The 17,708-nt window shown below is 69.3% G+C and carries 17 protein-coding genes and 1 pseudogene; 10 read left to right on the forward strand and 8 right to left on the reverse strand.

Annotation, left to right across the window (positions count from 1 at the left end):
* The first annotated feature begins 57 nt into the window (after window positions 1-57).
* Window positions 58-885, forward strand: coding sequence for a proteasome subunit beta (prcB, locus tag QMO76_RS16465; RefSeq protein WP_306362169.1), 828 nt, complete (start codon window positions 58-60; stop codon window positions 883-885).
* A gap of 120 nt (window positions 886-1,005) precedes the next feature.
* Window positions 1,006-1,532: pseudogene (locus QMO76_RS16470) on the forward strand (SDR family NAD(P)-dependent oxidoreductase).
* A 95-nt stretch (window positions 1,533-1,627) separates the two neighbouring features.
* Here the strand turns inward: QMO76_RS16470 and QMO76_RS16475 are convergent.
* Window positions 1,628-2,008 (reverse strand): hypothetical protein, encoded by a 381-nt coding sequence (locus QMO76_RS16475; protein ID WP_306362170.1) that lies wholly within the window; start codon window positions 2,006-2,008, stop codon window positions 1,628-1,630.
* A gap of 122 nt (window positions 2,009-2,130) precedes the next feature.
* Between QMO76_RS16475 and QMO76_RS16480 the strand changes: the two genes are divergently transcribed.
* Complete coding sequence (locus tag QMO76_RS16480; protein ID WP_306362171.1) at window positions 2,131-2,814, forward strand: response regulator transcription factor; 684 nt, start codon at window positions 2,131-2,133, stop codon at window positions 2,812-2,814.
* A complete protein-coding gene (locus QMO76_RS16485; RefSeq protein ID WP_306362172.1) occupies window positions 2,811-4,640 on the forward strand; it encodes an ATP-binding protein in 1,830 nt (609 codons plus the stop codon). The genes QMO76_RS16480 and QMO76_RS16485 overlap by 4 nt, the downstream gene beginning before the upstream one ends.
* An 83-nt stretch (window positions 4,641-4,723) precedes the next feature.
* Here the strand turns inward: QMO76_RS16485 and QMO76_RS16490 are convergent, their stop codons facing one another.
* The 3 genes from QMO76_RS16490 to QMO76_RS16500 form a co-directional block, all read right to left on the reverse strand.
* Window positions 4,724-5,179, reverse strand: coding sequence for a VOC family protein (locus tag QMO76_RS16490; RefSeq protein WP_306362173.1), 456 nt, complete (start codon window positions 5,177-5,179; stop codon window positions 4,724-4,726).
* Window positions 5,180-5,271: 92 nt separating this feature from the next.
* Window positions 5,272-6,909 (reverse strand): serine/threonine-protein kinase, encoded by a 1,638-nt coding sequence (locus tag QMO76_RS16495; protein ID WP_306362174.1) that lies wholly within the window; start codon window positions 6,907-6,909, stop codon window positions 5,272-5,274.
* A 57-nt stretch (window positions 6,910-6,966) separates the two neighbouring features.
* Window positions 6,967-7,209, reverse strand: coding sequence for a hypothetical protein (locus QMO76_RS16500; protein ID WP_306362175.1), 243 nt, complete (start codon window positions 7,207-7,209; stop codon window positions 6,967-6,969).
* 465 nt (window positions 7,210-7,674) lie between these two features.
* On the opposite strand from QMO76_RS16500, the gene QMO76_RS16505 reads away from it, so the two are divergent.
* Entirely contained in the window at window positions 7,675-8,541 is an 867-nt protein-coding gene (locus tag QMO76_RS16505; protein WP_306362176.1) for a hypothetical protein, read from the forward strand.
* 54 nt (window positions 8,542-8,595) lie between these two features.
* Here the strand turns inward: QMO76_RS16505 and QMO76_RS16510 are convergent, their stop codons facing one another.
* The 4 genes from QMO76_RS16510 to QMO76_RS16525 form a co-directional block, all read right to left on the reverse strand.
* The gene (locus tag QMO76_RS16510) at window positions 8,596-9,207 is read right to left on the reverse strand and encodes a TetR/AcrR family transcriptional regulator (protein WP_306362177.1); all 612 of its coding nucleotides are present in this window, start codon (window positions 9,205-9,207) and stop codon (window positions 8,596-8,598) included.
* Window positions 9,208-9,244: 37 nt separating this feature from the next.
* Window positions 9,245-10,345 (reverse strand): agmatine/peptidylarginine deiminase, encoded by a 1,101-nt coding sequence (locus QMO76_RS16515; protein ID WP_372341989.1) that lies wholly within the window; start codon window positions 10,343-10,345, stop codon window positions 9,245-9,247.
* 64 nt (window positions 10,346-10,409) lie between these two features.
* On the reverse strand, window positions 10,410-10,598 hold the full coding sequence (locus tag QMO76_RS16520) for a hypothetical protein (protein WP_306362179.1): 189 nt from the start codon (window positions 10,596-10,598) through the stop codon (window positions 10,410-10,412).
* Window positions 10,599-10,679: 81 nt separating this feature from the next.
* Entirely contained in the window at window positions 10,680-11,732 is a 1,053-nt protein-coding gene (locus QMO76_RS16525; protein WP_306362180.1) for an alpha/beta fold hydrolase, read from the reverse strand.
* A 398-nt stretch (window positions 11,733-12,130) separates the two neighbouring features.
* Here QMO76_RS16525 and QMO76_RS16530 point away from each other — a divergent pair, with 398 nt between their 5' ends.
* From QMO76_RS16530 to QMO76_RS16550, 5 genes are read left to right on the forward strand one after another with little or no spacing between them, the layout of a single operon-like run.
* Window positions 12,131-12,949, forward strand: coding sequence for a metalloregulator ArsR/SmtB family transcription factor (locus QMO76_RS16530; protein WP_306362181.1), 819 nt, complete (start codon window positions 12,131-12,133; stop codon window positions 12,947-12,949).
* Entirely contained in the window at window positions 12,946-14,406 is a 1,461-nt protein-coding gene (gene sufB / locus QMO76_RS16535) for a Fe-S cluster assembly protein SufB (protein WP_306362182.1), read from the forward strand. The genes QMO76_RS16530 and sufB overlap by 4 nt, the downstream gene beginning before the upstream one ends.
* The gene (gene sufD, locus QMO76_RS16540; protein WP_306362183.1) at window positions 14,406-15,584 is read left to right on the forward strand and encodes a Fe-S cluster assembly protein SufD; all 1,179 of its coding nucleotides are present in this window, start codon (window positions 14,406-14,408) and stop codon (window positions 15,582-15,584) included. The genes sufB and sufD overlap by 1 nt, the downstream gene beginning before the upstream one ends.
* 37 nt (window positions 15,585-15,621) lie before the next feature.
* Window positions 15,622-16,389, forward strand: coding sequence for a Fe-S cluster assembly ATPase SufC (sufC, locus tag QMO76_RS16545; RefSeq protein WP_306362184.1), 768 nt, complete (start codon window positions 15,622-15,624; stop codon window positions 16,387-16,389).
* A gap of 5 nt (window positions 16,390-16,394) precedes the next feature.
* Entirely contained in the window at window positions 16,395-17,705 is a 1,311-nt protein-coding gene (locus QMO76_RS16550) for a cysteine desulfurase (protein ID WP_306362185.1), read from the forward strand.
* Window positions 17,706-17,708: the final 3 nt, after the last annotated feature.

Consider the following 17,708-nt stretch of genomic DNA (forward strand, 5'->3'; position numbering starts at 1 on the left):
CGCGAGGCGGTAGCGTCGAGGGTCGAATACGACGTACGCCGTTACCGAGGAGGCCCCATGACCGCCGCGGACAGCCTGCCGTTCGACACCGGGTACACCCGGTCGTCCTTCTCCGAATATCTGCGTGGACACGCACCGGAACTGCTGCCCGGTAACGGTTTCGGCGGCGAGCCGCTCGGGCGGGAGATCGCCGTGCACGGTACGACGATCGTGGCCGTGTCCTTCCACGGCGGAGTGCTGATCGCCGGGGACCGACGCGGCACCATGGGAAATCTGCTGGCCACACGGGATATGGAGAAGGTCTTCATCACCGACACCTATTCGGCGGCCGGATTCGCGGGCACGGTCGGGGTGGCCCTGGAGATGATTCGGCTGTTCGCCGTCGAATTGGAGCATTACGAGAAGATCGAGGGCGTCGCCCTGACCTTCGACGGCAAGGCCACCAAGCTGTCGAAGATGGTGCGGGACAACCTGCCCGCCGCCCTCCAGGATCTGGCGGTGGTGCCGGTGCTGGTCGGCTACGACCCGGCGATCGCCGATCCGGACCGGGCCGGGCGCATCGTGTCCTACGACGTGGCGGGCGGGCGCAGTGAGGAGCGGTTCGGGTACGCCGCCGTCGGCTCCGGTTCGGTCTTCGCGAAATCGTCGCTCAAGAAGACCTACGCCGCCGGACTGGACGAGGAACGGGCGCTGCGCGTCGCGGTGGAAGCACTGTTCGACGCGGCCGACGACGACACCGCGACCGGCGGACCGGATGTGGTGCGCGGGATCTATCCCACCTCGGTCGTCGTCGATGCCGAAGGGGCACGGGAGATTCCCGACGATCGCCTGATGGGCATCGCCCGCGATCTGGTGGACGAGCGGGTCGCCGCCAACGGGGGCTGAGGGTTCGAGTCGGCGGATCGGCTCCACGGACGCACGGGACATGCCACCCTCGATGTGACAGACCCCGCCCGCACTCCATCGGGCGGGCTCCGGTGCGGATCGTGGAAAGGACTGCACCCCATGGGAACTCTCGATGGCAAGGTGGTCATAGTGTCCGGCTCCGGACGCGGGATCGGCCGTGAGATCGCGCTGAAGCTGGCCGTGGAGGGGGCGAAGGTCGTGGTCAACGACCTCGACGCCGATCCGGCCAAGGAGACGGTGGCCGCCGTCGAAGCGGCCGGGGGACAGGCGCTGTCGTGCATCGGCAGCGTCACCGACGAGGATTTCGGAACCCGGTTCGTGCGCACGGCGGTGGAGGGGTTCGGCGGGCTCGACATCATTGTCAACAACGCCGGGTACACCTGGGAATGATCAAGACCCGGCTCACCGAAGCGCCCGCCGACTCCGGCGGGACCATCGACATCCAGGGCAAGGAGATCAAGGTGGGGGTCAATCCGCACCTGCTGTCGGCCATGGAGCAGATGATCCCGCTCGGACGGGCGGGCACACCGGCCGAGGCCGCCGGGGCCGTGTACCTGCTGTGCCTGCCCGAATCCGATTACGTGAGCGGACAGACGCTCATCTGCGGCGGTGGATTCAATATCTGAGACAGCGCACGGGCTCGCTCCCGAAGCAGGCCGACAGCCGCGACGCGTTCCGCCCGCCGCCCGCGATTCGGGCGACGGGCGGAACGCGGTGGGTATCAGCCCGCCGAACCCGTACCGGGGGCGGTGGTGAGCGGTGCGGCCGGGGCGAGCGCGCCGGGGACGGCGGGGCCGACCGCGCCCGGGACGGCGGGCCTGGCCGGGACACCGACGATATCCGGCGCGCCCGGACGCTTGATGATCACCTTGTCGCCGTCGCGCTGCACGATGACACCCTCGTCGTCGAGGTGCAGCGGAGCGCGGTTGCCGTCGCGGTCGATCACCACCCGCTCGCCGTCGCGCTGCACGGTGACATTCGGCCCGGGGGTCGGATCGGCCGGATGCGCGGCGGCCACGGCCATACTGCCCAGACCGGCGGTGAGCAGGGCCGCCGCACCCACCGTCACGGCGGCGGCGCGGGTGGAAAGCTTGGAACGCATATCGTCTCCTCGAGTTCATCGCCCCGGACCGTCCGGAACGTCCACGACTCTGGCCCGGCGCGGCTGAGGGCTTCCTGAAGGAAGCTGAAGACGTCTTCAGGTTGGCCTGTCAGGATCGCCGCGTGCGAGTACTGGTGGTGGAGGACGAGACGCGACTGGCCGGAGCGCTGCGCTCCGGGCTGGAGGCCGAGGGATGGGCGGTCGACGTGGCCGGTGACGGTCGGGTGGGGCTGGAGATGGCGCGGACCGCCGACTACGAGGTGATCGTGCTCGACATCATGCTGCCCGGCCTCAACGGCTACCGGGTGTGCGCGCTGCTGCGCGAAGCCGGGGACTGGACGCCCATCCTCATGCTCACCGCCAAGGACGGCGAACACGACGAGGCCGAGGCGCTGGACTCCGGCGCGGACGACTACGTGACCAAACCGTTCTCCTTCGTGGTGCTGCTGGCCCGCCTGCGGAATCTGGTGCGCCGCCGCCCCGCGCCCAGGCCCACGCTGCTGCGCGTCGGGGACCTCACCCTCGATCCGGCCACCCGCATCTGCGCGCGCGCCGGCACCGATATCGCGCTCACCAGCAAGGAATTCTCGGTGCTGGAAATCCTGGCCCGCCGACCGGGGCAGCTGGTGTCCAAGCGGGAACTGCTCAGCAGCGGCTGGGATTTCGCCTTCGACGGTGATTCCAATGTGGTCGAGGTGCATATCAGCGCGCTGCGGCGCAAGATCGACGCGCCGTTCGGGCGCAACAGCATTCGCACCGTGCGTGGACACGGTTACCGGCTCGTCGCGGAAGGTGGCAACCCATGACCGAGCGCAATTCCCACACGGGCCGCCGATCGCGGTGGCGACCGGAGTCGGTGCGCGCCCGCACCACGCTCGCGGCGACCCTGGTGGTGGCCATCGCCCTGCTGGCCGCGGGCTGGACCACCGTGCGGTACGTGGAGAACAGCCTCACCGCCCGGGTCGACGACATGCTGCACCGCCAGCTGGGCGTCGCCGCCACGGCATTGCGCGATGGCGCTCCGCTGCCGCTGGTGGATCGCGCCGTCACCATCCGGGTCGCCGCGCCGGACGGAGACGTGCTCGCCGCCCCGGCGATGACGGCACCGGTTCCGCCCGAGCCGAGCGCTACGACGCCGAGTGCACCGGGTTCGGCACCGCGCCAAGCGGATTCAGCACCGCGCCAAGCGGGTTCGGCACCGCGCCAAGCGGATTCAGCACCGCGCCAAGCGGATTCGGCAGCGCGTCAAGCGGATTCGGCAGCGGGCGGGGTGGTTTCGGCACCGGGCGGGGCGGCTACCGCGCCCGAACCGGCGGAAGGTACCGCCGTCGTGCCGAATGCGTCGGGTGCGTCGGGACCGTCCATGACACCCACAGCGCCCGGCCCGGGGATACCACCGGCCGTTCCCCTGCCGGCGCTGGCGAACGACCCGTCGGCCGGAGACACGGGGGTGGGTCGGATCGTCTTCGTCGGTCCCACGCCGATGGCGACCCGCGCGCAGTCGGCGACGGTCGCCATGCGCGGGGAAGGCGATGTCACCGTCACGGCGGATGCGTCCACGCAGTCCATACGGGAGGCGACCACCGCCACCACACGGTGGCTGCTGTTGGCCGCACCGCTGTTGTTGCTGCTGGTGGCCGCCTCGACCTGGTTCGCGACCGGGCGGGCGCTGCGCCCCGTCGAGGCCATTCGCGGGGAGTTCGCGCGGCTCACCGTGCAGAATCTCGGCCGCCGGGTGCCGGTGCCGAAGACCGGCGACGAGATCGCGCGTCTCGCGACCACGCTCAACGACACCCTGGGTCGGCTCGAACAAGCCACGCGGCGGGAGCGGCAGTTCGTCGCCGACGCCTCGCACGAACTGCGCAGTCCGCTGGCCAATGTGCGGACGCCGCTGGAGGTCGCCGCCCGCTATCCGGACCGTGCCGACTGGCCCGACGTGGCGGCCGGGGCGCTCGAGGATCTGGACCGGCTGGAAGCGCTCATCGCCGATCTGCTCACCCTGGCCCGCCTCGACACCGGCCCCGAGATCTCGCTGATCCCGGTGGATCTCGGTGCACTCGTCCGCGATGTCACCGAGCGGCGACCGTCCGGCCCGATCGGCTGGACGGTCGAGGCCGACGGCGACATCGTGGTGGCGGGACACCGCACCCACCTCGCCCGGCTGATCACCAATCTGCTCGACAATGCCGATGCCCACGCGGCATCGAGCGCCACCCTGCGCCTGCGCACGGCCGATGGGCACGCGGAGCTCGACGTGCTCGACGACGGCCCCGGCATACCGGCCGCCGACCGTGAACGGGTCTTCGAACGCTTCGCCCGGCTCGACACCGCCCGCTCCCGAGCAGCGGGCGGCACCGGCCTCGGCCTGGCCCTCGCACGCGATATCGCCACCCTGCACGGCGGCACCCTCACCGTCGCCGACTCCGAGCACGGCGCGCACATGCGTCTCCGGCTGCCCTTGTCCGACTGGGACCCGGGGTTCGATCGGTGCACGGAGGGATACGGAGCGGGCGGTCCGCACGCTGGTGGCGACCGGGCGTGTGATCCGCGCGCGGAAGGCCCCGCAGCGCGCTGCCCGCACGCCGCGGGGCACCCTGCGGCCGATCGGCACGGCGACGGTCGGCCAGCCTGATCCACACCGGGAGACCGGAGTCGACGCCTGTCGCCGGGGCGGGACGAGGCCGCCCCGGCGTGGCGGGTGGACGGGACGGGTGGTCAGCCGCGGTCGTAGGCGTCCTGGAGGACCTTGATATCGAGTTTCCCCATGGTGCGCATGGCGGTCGCGGCGGCGAGGGCCTTGGCGGGGTCGCCGCCGTTCAGCAGGGTGGGCAGCACGGTGGGGGTGACCTGCCAGGTCAGACCGAAGCGGTCGGTGAGCCACCCGCAGGGGCCGGGCTCGCCGCCCTCGACGAGGGCGTCCCACAGGCGGTCGATCTCGTCCTGCGTATCGACGACGATCTGCAGCGAGATGGAGTCGTTGAGCGGGTGGCCGGGGCCGCCGTTCAACAGCGTGACGGCATGACCGGCGAGTTCCAGACCGACGACGAATGCCGCGCCGTCGGAGTTGCGGGCGATGTCGACGATGCGGGAACCGGGCACCACGGCGGTGTAGAAGTCCGCGGCTTCCGCGGCGGCGCTGTCGAACCAGACGCAGGTGTTGACGGTGGTCATGATGGCCTCCTGATTGTGGGTGTGACCTGTTGTCACCCACTGGTCGGAGCCGCCCGCGCGTTCTCGACACAATCCGCCGAGATTTTCCTCGATCAGTTCTCGCGCGGGTAGACCTTCACGATGCTGCCGTCCAGATCGGCCGCGAGATAGGCGGAGCCGCCGTAGTCGTCGCTCAGATAGACCATGATCGTCGGGCGGTCGTCGTTGAACGTCCAGGCCGGGTCGACGATCAGGTACCGCGAGGTCGGGTCGGGCACACCGAGTTGCTCGTCGGCGGCGCGCAGCAGATCCGGGAGGATGTCCCAGTTGATCGAACTCAGCCGCACCGTGGTCTCGGTGCCGGTGAGGGTGCCGCCCGGACCCTGACGGCTGGCAGTGCCGTCACGGTAGGTGTAGGCGTCGTAGCGCCGGGACCCGTCGTCCAGCAGCACGCCGGTGCTGGCGTAGGTCGGATAGAAGGTGGCGTCGGTGAATTCCTGTCCGCCACCGGCCTGTTCGAACGCGCTGATGGCCTGGCGGATACCGTCGGGGGTCAACAGGTCCACCGAATTCTCGGGCGGCACCGGCCCCGGTTCGGTGGGCAGCGCGGTGTCGAGAATCGGCGGCGCGGGCGTTCCCGGGGGACCGGCCTGGGAATCGGAGGATCCGGGTCTGAGGACGACCGCCGCGACCACGAGTGCGACCACCGCCGCCGCGCCGATCCCGACCGTGCCCCAGCGGCGGCCGCGTCGAGCACCGGACGAGGTGCCGTCACCGGCGGCCGGGAGGACGGATGCCCCCGCGGGGAAGCCGGGACCGGCCGCGAACGGCGGCGAATGATGGTGCTGGAGAATCGATCCCGTCGCATTGAGCGGCGCGGTCGCGTGCGGCGGACGCGGGCCGATTCCGAGCGGCCGCGGCGGCTGGGATTCCGGGCCCGCGGCCTGGGCGAGCATCCAGTCCAGCTGTTCGGCGCTGGGCCGCCGGTGCGGGTCGGGGACGAGCAGGGCGGCCAGCGCCGTGGCGAGCGCGCCGGACCGTTGGGGCGGCGGCACTTCACCTTTCAGCACGGCCGCGAGGGTGCCGACCGTGCTCTCCCGGCGCAGCGGGTGGTAGCCCTCCACGGCCACGTAGAGCAGCAGGCCCAGCGACCACAGATCGGAGGCGGGGTGCCCCTCCTGGCCGTCCAGGCGTTCCGGGGCGACGTAATCGAGGGAGCCGACCACATTGCCGGTGGCGGTGAGCCCGTCCAGCCCGTCGATGGCCGCGATGCCGAAATCCGTGAGCACCGGTGAACCGTCCTCGCGCAGCAGCACATTCGCGGGTTTGATGTCGCGGTGCAGGACGCCGACGGCATGGGCGGCGCGCAGCGCCGCGAGAATCCCGCGACCCAGGCGGGCCGCCTGCTCGGGGATCATCGGCCCCTGTGCGAGCCGGTCGGCCAGGCTGCGTCCGCGCACCAGTTCCATCACGATCCACGGATGCGCGCCCGGGGAATCGACGATGTGATGGATCGCCACCACATTCGGGTGCCCGATGCGGGCCAGCGCCCGCGCCTCCCGCAACACCCGCTCCCGTTGCGCCCCTCCGGAACTCGCGGTGCCGTCGGCCGCGTCGGTGCGCACCTCCTTCAGCGCCACCTCACGGTGCAGCGCGATGTCGTAGGCCCGCCACACGGTGCCCATCCCGCCGCTGCCGAGCGGCTCGAGCAACTCGAATCGCCCGTCGACCACTGTCCGCCCGGAATTCACCGCGACAGCCTACGGCCACCGTCCACGCGGCGCGCCCCGGGGATTCTCGAGACAAGTTCAGTGTTTTCGGCTTCCACGGTGTCGGCGTCGTTCGACGGCCGTGCCGATGCCGGTGACGACCGCGAGGGCGGTCACCGCCAGCCCCGCCACCATCCAGCCGTGGGCGTCGGCATCGGAGGCGGTGAGCGTCCAGGCGAGACCGATGACGCCCATGAGCAGCAGTGCCAGTCTCGAGCCGTCGACATTATCGATGAGAACTCGTTCATCGGGACGCGCGCGGGTAGGGAGCGTGCGGGTCATCGAATACTCCTCGATCCTGCGTGGGGAGGTATGTCCCAGCGATTCCCTTGTGCTCAGAATTTCAAACGCGCCACACCCGTCCATCCTGTAACACGGGCGTGTCGCAAGATCGATGATCCATCCGAATGAGTTTCGCGTAGAACTGTCGCGGCCGCCCGATTGGTGTAGTATCTGGCGGCATTGAAAGGCGTTGCACTGCAATTCTTTTGGTATGTGTTTCGACAGTGGGGGTGTACGGGCGCGGAACCGCAGGACTGCATCGAGAACTCGTAGCGCAGGGGATCTCGTCGACACGGTGTGGGTGTCGACCGGGGGGACGAGTCGACCGACGCTGAAATGCCCATTCTTCGCGTGCTCACGCGCGCCGCGGATCGTTCACGCGATGGATGTCACCGCTCTCATCGGCGAGGCGGTGGCCATGCCGATTCCGCAGAACCGGATGTCGCTCGCACAAAGGAATCCCGAGTGTTCGACCAATTCCCCGACCAGCCCGCCGATCTGTCCTCCGCCCCAACGGATTTGTCGCTGCTGCTGCGACCGGCCCCGCCCGGGTCGCCCACCGATCTGGTGCGCGTGCACGGCGGGGACGGGTTCCTGCTGTGGGCGACCATTCCCGCGGTGCTCGTCATGGGCAGTTCCGGCGGGGCCGGAACCACCACCACCGCCATCGGCCTCGCGGCCGCCGCCGCCTCCGACTACGGCGAACGCTCACCCATCGTGGTCGACGCCTCACCCACCGGCGGTGATCTCGCCCGGCGCGGATGCGACACCATCGATCCCGCGGGCACCGTGCAGACCTGGCTCAATATGAGCCCGCGCGGCCTCGCGCCGTCGGTGCTCGACAGTTCCGGGGAGAACAGCGCCCGCTTCGGGGTGCTGCCCCGGGGGCCGGAACCACTACCCCGGCGGGAGAGTTACGCCTCGGTGCATCGCGACCTGTGCTCGGCCGGATGCCTGCCCGTCTACGACGGCGGCTCGCCGGTCAGCAATCGGATGCTCGCCCCGCTGCTCTCCGATTCCCGGATCGCGCTGGTCATCACGCTGGCCGCGCGGGCCGACGCGGTGAATCGGCTCAAACCCGCGCTGATCTGGCTCGACGACAACTACAGCCAGTACCACCTGGCCGAATCCGTCATCGTCGTCACCCGGCAGCATCCGCACGACGGGCCCTCGGTGGCCGAACACGCGCGGCGCTATCTGGGCAAATTCGTGCGGGCCGTCACCGAGATCCCGTACGACACCCACTTGGCCACCGGTGGACCCGTCACCTGGTCGCGGCTGTCACCGCAGACCCGCGCCGCCTACCGGAAGATCATCAATCTGCTGCGCTGAATCTCGGTGCCGACCTGTGTCGGATGCTGTGTCGAGTGATGATGCGGCGTCGAGTCACGACGCTGTGCCGAGTGATGGTGCCGGGTTGCCGCACGGCGTGGTACCGAGTTCGAGAGTGATCGCACCGGCGAGCAGTTCGCGGGCGCGGTCGAGGGTGAGCGAGCCGCTGTGCCAGCGTTCGCTGAGGCCCTCGGTGAGGGCGGTCAGGCGTTCGGCCGCGGCGGTGGCGTCGATTCCGGTGGGCAGATCGCCGGAGCCCTGGGCGTCGCGGATCAGGGTTTCGATATCGGTGTTCCAGGAGTGCGTGGTGGCGCGCAGGGGGTCGCGCAGATCGGGGTTGAATACCGCGCTGGCGCGCAATTCGCCCCAGGCGATACTGGTTTCGCGGATCTCGTCGGTGTCCTGTAGTTCGAGCAGGAGTAACCGTTCGAGTCGGCGGCGCGGATCGGACTCGGCGAGTGCGCGCTCGGTGTAATCGACGGCGCGGTGGTTGATGTGTTCGAGGGCGGCGTGCAGTATGCCCGCGCGATCGGTGAAATGGTAGTAGATCAGTGCCGTCGAGACGCCCGCCGCGGCGGCGAGTTTTTCAACGCGCAATCCTCGCACGCCGTCTTGTGCGATAACGCGTACGGCGGCTTCCAGAATCTGAATTCGACGCTCCGACACGGGTCCTCACTGTAGGAGTAGGGGAGTGGGTGACCGCTCAGGCGGGTTCCTGCTGGATGGTGCAGTGGATGCCGCCGCCGCTCGCGGCGATGGCGTCGATGGCGATCTGGACCACCTCGCGTTCGGGATACAACCGCCGCAGGATCGAGCGGGCGGCCGAATCCGTGCGCGGGTCACCGAATTCCGGTGCGATGACCGCGCCGTTGCACACGTAGAAGTTGATGTACCCGGCCGCGAAATCGTCGTCCGCCCACTCCTCGCGGACGGTTGAGGGGCCCTCCAGCACTTCGACTTCCAGCGGACGGCCGTGCGCATCGGTCGCCGCGCGCAGGATGTCCAGGTGACGGCGGGTGACGTCGTAGTCGAAGGACTCCGGATCGTTGTCCAGCCCCGCCACCACCACGCCCGGCCGGACGAAGCGCGCGTAGAAGTCGGTGTGCCCGTCGGTGATGTCCGCGCCCGCGATCCCCGGCAGCCAGATCACCTTCGCGATTCCGAGCACGGCGGCGAGCTCCCGCTCGACCTCCCGCTTCGACCATCCCGGATTCCGGTTGTCGTTGAGTACGCAGCTTTCGGTGATGATCGCCGTACCCTCGCCGTCCACCTCCAGCCCGCCACCTTCGAGCACGAGATCGCTTCGCACCCTCCGCACCCCGGCACGCTCCGCCACGGCCGCGGCGACCCGCGTATCCCGCCGATGTTCCTGCTTGCCACCCCACCCGTTGAAGTTGAAGTCGACCCCGGCCCGCCCCCGGTCTCCCGACACGAACACGGGCCCCATGTCCCGCATCCAGAGATCATCCATCTCGCCCTCGACCAATTCGACCCCCGGCCCGCCCAGCAACTCCCGAGCCAGCCCCATCTCCTCCGCCCGTACCACCATCGACACCGGCTCATACCGAGCGATGGTCCTGGCAATGGTCGCCAGATCCCGCCGCACCAGCGGCAGCAACTCCGCCCCGTACACCCGCTCCTCGGCCCCGAACGCCATCCACGTCCGAATGTGTGCCCGCCCCTCCTCGGGCATCACCCACCCGCCGTCGGTACGCGCCGCGCCCTCGCCGTCCATCCCACAACCTCCCGCTACGAACCCGCCGACCGCACCCGCGGCCGCCCGAATGAATGCCCGCCGCCGCATCAGCACCTCCTCGACCAGGGATTTTCTGCCAGAATTCAGTCAACTCTACACTTTGACTGAAATTTCAGTCAAGAAACCGTTCGGATGTGCCTTCGAGCAGTTCGTCCCACCGCCGCAGCGCCAACTCGGTATACGGATCGGCATCGATGGCATAAGCGCCCAACGCGTAGCCGTGTTCGAGCGGCACCGCCCGGTCACCGTCGTAGTGATCGACCGCGCCGCCGCAGTCCCGTCGTGAGCAGCGACTCCTCATGGCGGAGCGGGCCTTTGCCGGAGTGTTGGAGGAAGGCGGCGGTGAACATGCGGCCAGCTTGGCCGAACAGGTGGAGTGTCGCTACGTTCCGAGGAATTCGTCGATCGCGGGCCAGGTGGTGGTGGCGGCCTGGGGGCCGGCGATGAGGGCCAGGTGGTTGAGGCCGGGGAGGTCGGCGAAGCGGGCTTCGGCGGCTCCGGTGAGGACGTCGAGGCCGGGTTCGATGGTGGCGGCGGGGGCGAGGGTGTCGGAGCGGCTGCCGAGGAGGAGGACGCGGCAGGTGAGTTTGGCGAGGTCGATGACGCGGTCGGCGGTCAGGTGGACGCGGCCGTCGGCGAGCTGGTTGTCGACGATGATGCGGCGGTACAGCTGACGGTAGAGGCGTCCGGGGTACCCGGGCATGGCGGCGATGAAGCGGTCGATGGCCTCCATGCGGGCCAGGGCCTCGGTGTGGCCCGCGTTGCGGGCGATGAACAGCGGGCGGGTGAGCTCGCGGCCGAGCGACATGCCGCGGAATCCGGCCCGCACGAAGAAGGCCGGAATGCCGTCGAGGAGATGTGTGGCGTAGGCGATTTCCCGGCCACCGGTCAGTTTCGCGACCATGCGCACCGGCGTCAGCAGCCGATTGCGGCCGAAGTCCATGGGCGAGCCCAGGGTGGTGACCGAGCCGATCGGCAGATCGGCGTGGTCGGCGGCGGTGAGCAGGCTGATGATGCCGCCCAGCGACCAGCCGATCACGTCCACGTCCGCGCCGTCGTGCAGTGCGCTGATATGGGCGACGGCGGTGGGGACGATGTCGTCCACCCACTCCTCGAGTCCCAGATCGCGGTCCGCGGCGGTGATACGGCCGTAGTCGATCACGTACGGCTGTCGCCCGCTGTCGCGCAGGAAGCGCGCGAGGCTCTGGCCCGGCCGCAGGTCGTAGCAGGAGGCGTCCACGGCCAGCGGCGGCACCAGCAGGACCGGATTCCCGCGGGCGGGGGTGTCGCGGTCGAAGCGGCGCAGCTGCCGATGCGGGAGGTCGTAGAGCACGGTCGAGGGCGTGCGCGCGGGTGCTTCGATGCCGTCGCCGAAGGTCAGGGCCCAGCCGTTGCGCAGCGCGACGGGGAGGTTCGTGGTGATCACCGGATTCATGGCGCGGGTGTGGATCCCTCTCGATCGGCGGAGGTCGTACCGCCCGGAAAAGATGTAACTTACAATAACAGGCAACATTCCGGGCGGCCGAACCCCCTGGCCGGGGTGCTATCGCGTTGTCCGCCACTGTAATTCACAACACGTGGGCGCGGGGTCGGCGGTGTCGCGGTCCGTCCGGCTCGGATCCGCTCGGATGGCGGTTCGCGGCCGGTCCGGCGGTCGCGGGCGAATTGCTCGCAATCTTGATCCGCTCGTGCCCGCGTTCGCGCCGCCGCGGCTTCCGGCCGGACCGCCCCCATTTCCCGTGTGCGGAGGTTCACAGTCTCAACCCCCTCCAAGTCAGGTGACCCTTACTAGAACCCGGGAAGGAATTCCGTCACACTGGTGTTGTGAAAACCATGGGTTTGCGGAATGCGGAAGCAGGCACCGGGCGCCAGCAGGGCGCCCGGTCTGCTGCGGTGTCCGAACCCGCAGGCGAAGGACATACCCGCGAAGCCGTCGTGAAGCTGCTGCTCGAGGAAGGACCGATCACCGCCACCGCCATCGGCAAGCGGCTCGGCCTGACCCCGGCGGGGGTGCGCAGGCACCTCGATGCGCTCATCGAGTCGGGGGAGGCGCGTGCCGCCCGCTCCGCGCCGTGGCAGCAGAAGGGGCGCGGCCGTCCCGCCAAGCAGTTCCAGCTGACGGCCCAGGGCAGAGGCCGGTTGGGGCATGCCTACGATGACCTCGCCGGTGCCGCGATGCGACAGCTGCGCGAGATCGGCGGCGACAAGGCCATCGTCGACTTCGCGCGCAAGCGGGTCGGCACGATCGTCGCCGGTATCGACCGTCTGGCCCGGCATACGCCGGAGGAGACGGCCGCCAAGGCCGACGAGATCGCGGAGGCGTTCAGCGCCGCCGGATTCGCGGCCTCCACGCGGGAGGTCGGTGCGGGCGTGCAGATCTGCCAGCACCACTGCCCGGTGTCGCACGTGGCCGAGGAGTTCCCGGAACTGTGCGCCGCCGAACTGGAGGCGTTCCGCGAACTGCTGGGCACCCACGTGCAGCGGCTGGCGACCATCGCCAACGGCGACTGCGCCTGCACCACCCACGTACCCCTCACCGTGCTGACACCCGGCACCGCCGGGGCGCTGACCCCCACACCGAATACCGCTGAAGAACCCGTCGCACAGCCCGCGACGACATCGACGAACGACTCCGGAAGGAGTGCCGAATGACGACGACCGCTGCGGCGAGCCGCGAGAATGACGCAGCCCAGGCCCCGCCCCTCACCCAGGAGGAGACCATCGCCTCCCTGGGCAAGTACGGCTACGGCTGGGCAGACACGGATGTCGCCGGCGCCGGTGCCAAGCGCGGCCTGTCCGAGGAGGTCGTGCGCGATATCTCGGCGAAGAAGAACGAGCCCGAGTGGATGCTCGACTTCCGGCTGAAGGCCCTGCGCATCTTCGACAAGAAGCCCATGCCGAACTGGGGCTCCAACCTCGACGGCATCGACTTCGACAACATCAAGTACTTCGTGCGGTCCAGCGAGAAGCAGGCCGCGTCCTGGGAGGATCTGCCCGAGGACATCAAGAACACCTACGACAAGCTCGGCATCCCGGAGGCGGAGAAGCAGCGCCTCGTCGCCGGTGTCGCCGCGCAGTACGAGTCCGAGGTCGTCTACCACTCCATCCGCGAGGACCTGGAGTCCCAGGGCGTCATCTTCCTCGACACCGACACCGGTCTGCGCGAGCACCCGGAGATCTTCCAGCAGTACTTCGGCTCGGTGATCCCCTCCGGTGACAACAAGTTCTCCGCGCTGAACTCGGCCGTGTGGTCGGGCGGCTCGTTCATCTACGTGCCGCCGGGCGTGCACGTCGACATTCCGCTGCAGGCCTACTTCCGGATCAACACCGAGAACATGGGCCAGTTCGAGCGCACGCTGATCATCGTCGACGAGGACGCCTACGTGCACTACGTCGAGGGCTGCACCGCGCCGATCTACAGCTCGGACTCGCTGCACTCCGCGGTGGTGGAGATCATCGTGAAGAAGGGCGGCCGCTGCCGCTACACCACCATCCAGAACTGGTCGAACAACGTCTACAACCTGGTCACCAAGCGGGCCAAGGCCGAGGCGGGCGCGACCATGGAATGGGTCGACGGCAATATCGGCTCCAAGGTCACCATGAAGTACCCGGCGGTGTGGATGACCGGTGAGCACGCCAAGGGCGAGGTGCTCTCCATCGCCTTCGCGGGCGAGGGCCAGCACCAGGACACCGGCGCGAAAATGCTGCACCTGGCGCCGCACACCTCCTCCAACATCATCTCCAAGTCGGTGGCGCGCGGCGGCGGCCGCGCCTCCTACCGCGGCCTGGTGCAGGTGAACAAGGGCGCGTACGCGTCCAAGTCCACGGTCAAGTGCGATGCGCTGCTGGTGGACAACGTCTCCCGCTCCGACACCTACCCCTACGTCGACATCCGCGAGGACGACGTGACCATGGGCCACGAGGCCACGGTCTCCAAGGTGTCCGAGGATCAGCTGTTCTACCTGATGAGCCGCGGTCTGACCGAGGACGAGGCGATGGCCATGGTGGTGCGCGGCTTCGTGGAGCCCATCGCCAAGGAACTCCCGATGGAGTACGCCCTGGAACTGAACCGCCTGATCGAGCTGCAGATGGAAGGAGCCGTCGGCTGATGGCCGTCGAGAACGTTGCGGAGGCCGCGGAAGTACGGCCCCCCGCCGTCAACAAGGGTGAGGTGTTCGCCTCCTTCGACGTGGACGCCTTCGAGGTGCCCTCGGGCAAGGACGAGGCGTGGCGCTTCACCCCGCTGCGCCGCCTGGGCGGCCTGCACGACGGCAGCGCGGTGCGCGACGGCGCGGCCACCGTCGAGGTGAGTGAGGTCGCCGGTGTCACGGTGGAGACCGTGGACCGCACCGACAGCCGCCTCGGTCAGGGCGGTGTGCCCACCGATCGGGTCGCCGCCCAGGCGTACTCGGGCTTCGAGCAGGCCACCGTCCTGTCGGTCGGCGCGGAAACCGAAGTGGCCGAACCGGTCACCGTGACCATCACCGGTCCGGGCGCGGGCAAGACCGCTTTCGGGCACGTGCAGATCCGGCTCGGCAACTTCGCCGCCGCCACCGTGGTGCTCGACTACCGGGGCAGCGGAACCTACGCCGACAACGTGGAATTCGTGCTCGGCGACAGCGCCCGGCTGAATGTGGTCGCGGTGCAGGACTGGGCCGACGACGCCGTCCACGCCACCGCGCACCACCCCCGGCTGGGCCGCGACGCCACCCTGCGCCACACCAATGTCACCCTCGGCGGCGACCTGGTGCGGCTCACCGCGAACGTGCGCTACGACGGTCCCGGCGGCGACGCCGAACTGCTCGGCCTGTACTTCGCCGACGACGGCCAGCACTTCGAACAGCGCCTGCTGGTCGACCACTCGCAGCCCAACTGCAAGTCGAACGTGCAGTACAAGGGTGCGCTGCAGGGCGATCCGGCCTCGGCCAAGCCCGACGCGCACACCGTGTGGGTGGGCGATGTGCTCATCCGCGCCGCCGCCGAGGGCACCGACACCTACGAGGTGAACCGCAACCTGGTGCTCACCGACGGCGCGCGCGCCGACTCGGTGCCGAACCTGGAGATCGAGACCGGCGAGATCGTCGGCGCCGGACATGCCTCGGCCACCGGCCGTTTCGACGACGAGCAGCTGTTCTACCTGCGCGCTCGCGGCATTCCGGAGGAGACGGCGCGCCGCCTGGTGGTGCGCGGCTTCTTCCACGAGATCATCCAGAAGATCGCGGTCCCCGAGGTCCGGGAGCGGCTGGAGGCGGCCATCGAGGCCGAGCTCGCCGCTGTCGGCGTATAAGACGAACTTTCCCACCCCGCAAAGGAATCCGAATTCGATGACCACCCTGGAAATCAAGGACCTGCACGTCGAGGTCACCACCCCCGAGGGCGAGGCCAAGGCCATCCTCAACGGCGTCAACCTGACCGTCCGCTCGGGTGAGACCCACGCCATCATGGGTCCCAACGGCTCCGGCAAGTCGACGCTGTCCTACGCCATCGCGGGTCACCCCAAGTACACCGTGACCTCCGGCTCCATCACCCTCGACGGTGAGGACGTGCTGGAGATGTCGGTGGACGAGCGGGCGCGGGCGGGCCTGTTCCTGGCCATGCAGTACCCGGTCGAGGTTCCGGGCGTCTCCATGTCGAACTTCCTGCGCACCGCCGCCACCGCCGTGCGCGGCGAGGCCCCCAAGCTGCGCACGTGGGTCAAGGAAGTCAAGGAGAACATGGCCGAGCTGGAGATCGACGCGGCTTTCGGCGAGCGCTCGGTGAACGAGGGCTTCTCCGGCGGTGAGAAGAAGCGCCACGAGATCCTGCAGCTGGGCCTGCTGAAGCCGAAGATCGCCATCCTGGACGAGACCGACTCCGGTCTGGACGTGGACGCGCTGCGCATCGTCTCCGAGGGCGTGAACCGCTACAAGGAGCGAGAGGACGGCGGCGTCCTGCTCATCACCCACTACACCCGCATCCTGCGCTACATCCAGCCGGACTTCGTGCACGTGTTCGTCAACGGCCGCATCGTCGCCGAGGGCGGTCCGGAACTGGCCGAGGAACTCGACGCCAACGGCTACGTGCGCTTCACCTCCGCCGCTGTAGGAGCCTGATATCCATGACCGCCACGGGGCATGATTCCCGGCCGCACACCGCCCGGTCCGCCGGGGTGCTGGACGTCGCCCGCATCCGGGCCGACTTCCCCATCCTGAGCCGTACGGTGCGCGACGGCAAACCCCTGGTCTACCTGGACTCGGGCGCGACCGCCCAGCGACCGACGCAGGTCCTGGACGCGGAGCGCGACTTCCTCGTCCAGCGCAATGCGGCCGTGCATCGCGGTGCCCATCAGCTGGCCGAGGAGGCCACCGACGCCTATGAGAACGCGCGCGCCGATATCGCGCGTTTCGTGGGCGTGGACGCCGACGAGATCGTGTTCACCAAGAACGCGACCGAATCGCTGAACCTGGTGACCTACTCCTTCGCCGACAACCGCTTCCCGTACCGACTGGGTCCGGGCGACGAGATCGTCGTCACCGAACTCGAGCACCACGCGAATCTGGTGCCGTGGCAGGAACTGGCGCGGCGCACGGGCGCGACGCTGAAGTGGTACGGCGTCACGGGTTGGGGCCGGGAGGACGACAAGAATGCCGGTCGCATCGACCTGGATTCGCTGGAGTTGTCGCCCGCCACCAAGGTGGTCGCGTTCAGCCACCAGTCCAATGTGACCGGTGCCGTCGCGCCGGTGGCGGAACTGGTGCGCCGGGCCAAGGCGGTCGGCGCGCTGGTGGTGCTCGACGCCTGCCAGTCGGTGCCGCACATGCCGGTGAACTTCCGTGAGCTGGGCATCGACTACGCCGCCTTCTCCGGGCACAAGATGCTCGGCCCCTCGGGTGTGGGCGTGCTCTACGGGCGGCGCGAGATCCTCGCGGACACACCGCCGTTCATCACCGGCGGCTCCATGATCGAGACCGTGTTCATGGAGGAGAGCACCTACGCGCCGCCGCCGCAGCGCTTCGAGGCGGGCGTGCCGATGACCTCGCAGGTCGTCGGATTGGGCGCGGCCGTGCGGTATCTCGACGCGGTCGGCATGGAAGCGGTTGCCGCGCACGAGCATGCGCTCACCGAGGCGGCGCTGCTCGGGCTGGGTAAGCTGGACGGTGTCCGCATCATCGGACCGACCGAGAACGTGAACCGCGGTGGCGCGGTGGCCTTCGTGGTGGACGGTGTCCACGCCCACGATGTCGGCCAGATTCTCGACGACGAGGGTGTCGCCATCCGCGTCGGCCATCACTGCGCCTGGCCGCTGCACCGCCGCTTCGGCGTGGCCGCGACCGCGCGGGCCTCCTTCGCCGTCTACAACACTCTCGACGAGGTGGACGCGCTGGTGGCCGCGGTGCGGAAGGCCCAGACCTTCTTCGGAGTTGCATAGACC

It is taken from the genome of Nocardia sp. CC227C (genome assembly GCF_030767025.1).
Lineage (GTDB): Bacteria > Actinomycetota > Actinomycetes > Mycobacteriales > Mycobacteriaceae > Nocardia.

Coding starts and splice junctions, on each gene's coding strand:
- prcB (WP_306362169.1), top strand. CDS start 58: ATGACCGCCGCGGACAGCCTGCCGTTCGACACCGGGTACACCCGGTCG.
- QMO76_RS16475 (WP_306362170.1), bottom strand. CDS start 2,008: ATGCGTTCCAAGCTTTCCACCCGCGCCGCCGCCGTGACGGTGGGTGCG.
- QMO76_RS16485 (WP_306362172.1), top strand. CDS start 2,811: ATGACCGAGCGCAATTCCCACACGGGCCGCCGATCGCGGTGGCGACCG.
- QMO76_RS16490 (WP_306362173.1), bottom strand. CDS start 5,179: ATGACCACCGTCAACACCTGCGTCTGGTTCGACAGCGCCGCCGCGGAA.
- QMO76_RS16500 (WP_306362175.1), bottom strand. CDS start 7,209: ATGACCCGCACGCTCCCTACCCGCGCGCGTCCCGATGAACGAGTTCTC.
- QMO76_RS16515 (WP_372341989.1), bottom strand. CDS start 10,345: ATGCGGCGGCGGGCATTCATTCGGGCGGCCGCGGGTGCGGTCGGCGGG.
- QMO76_RS16520 (WP_306362179.1), bottom strand. CDS start 10,598: ATGAGGAGTCGCTGCTCACGACGGGACTGCGGCGGCGCGGTCGATCAC.
- QMO76_RS16525 (WP_306362180.1), bottom strand. CDS start 11,732: ATGAATCCGGTGATCACCACGAACCTCCCCGTCGCGCTGCGCAACGGC.
- QMO76_RS16530 (WP_306362181.1), top strand. CDS start 12,131: ATGGGTTTGCGGAATGCGGAAGCAGGCACCGGGCGCCAGCAGGGCGCC.
- sufB (WP_306362182.1), top strand. CDS start 12,946: ATGACGACGACCGCTGCGGCGAGCCGCGAGAATGACGCAGCCCAGGCC.
- sufD (WP_306362183.1), top strand. CDS start 14,406: ATGGCCGTCGAGAACGTTGCGGAGGCCGCGGAAGTACGGCCCCCCGCC.
- sufC (WP_306362184.1), top strand. CDS start 15,622: ATGACCACCCTGGAAATCAAGGACCTGCACGTCGAGGTCACCACCCCC.
- QMO76_RS16550 (WP_306362185.1), top strand. CDS start 16,395: ATGACCGCCACGGGGCATGATTCCCGGCCGCACACCGCCCGGTCCGCC.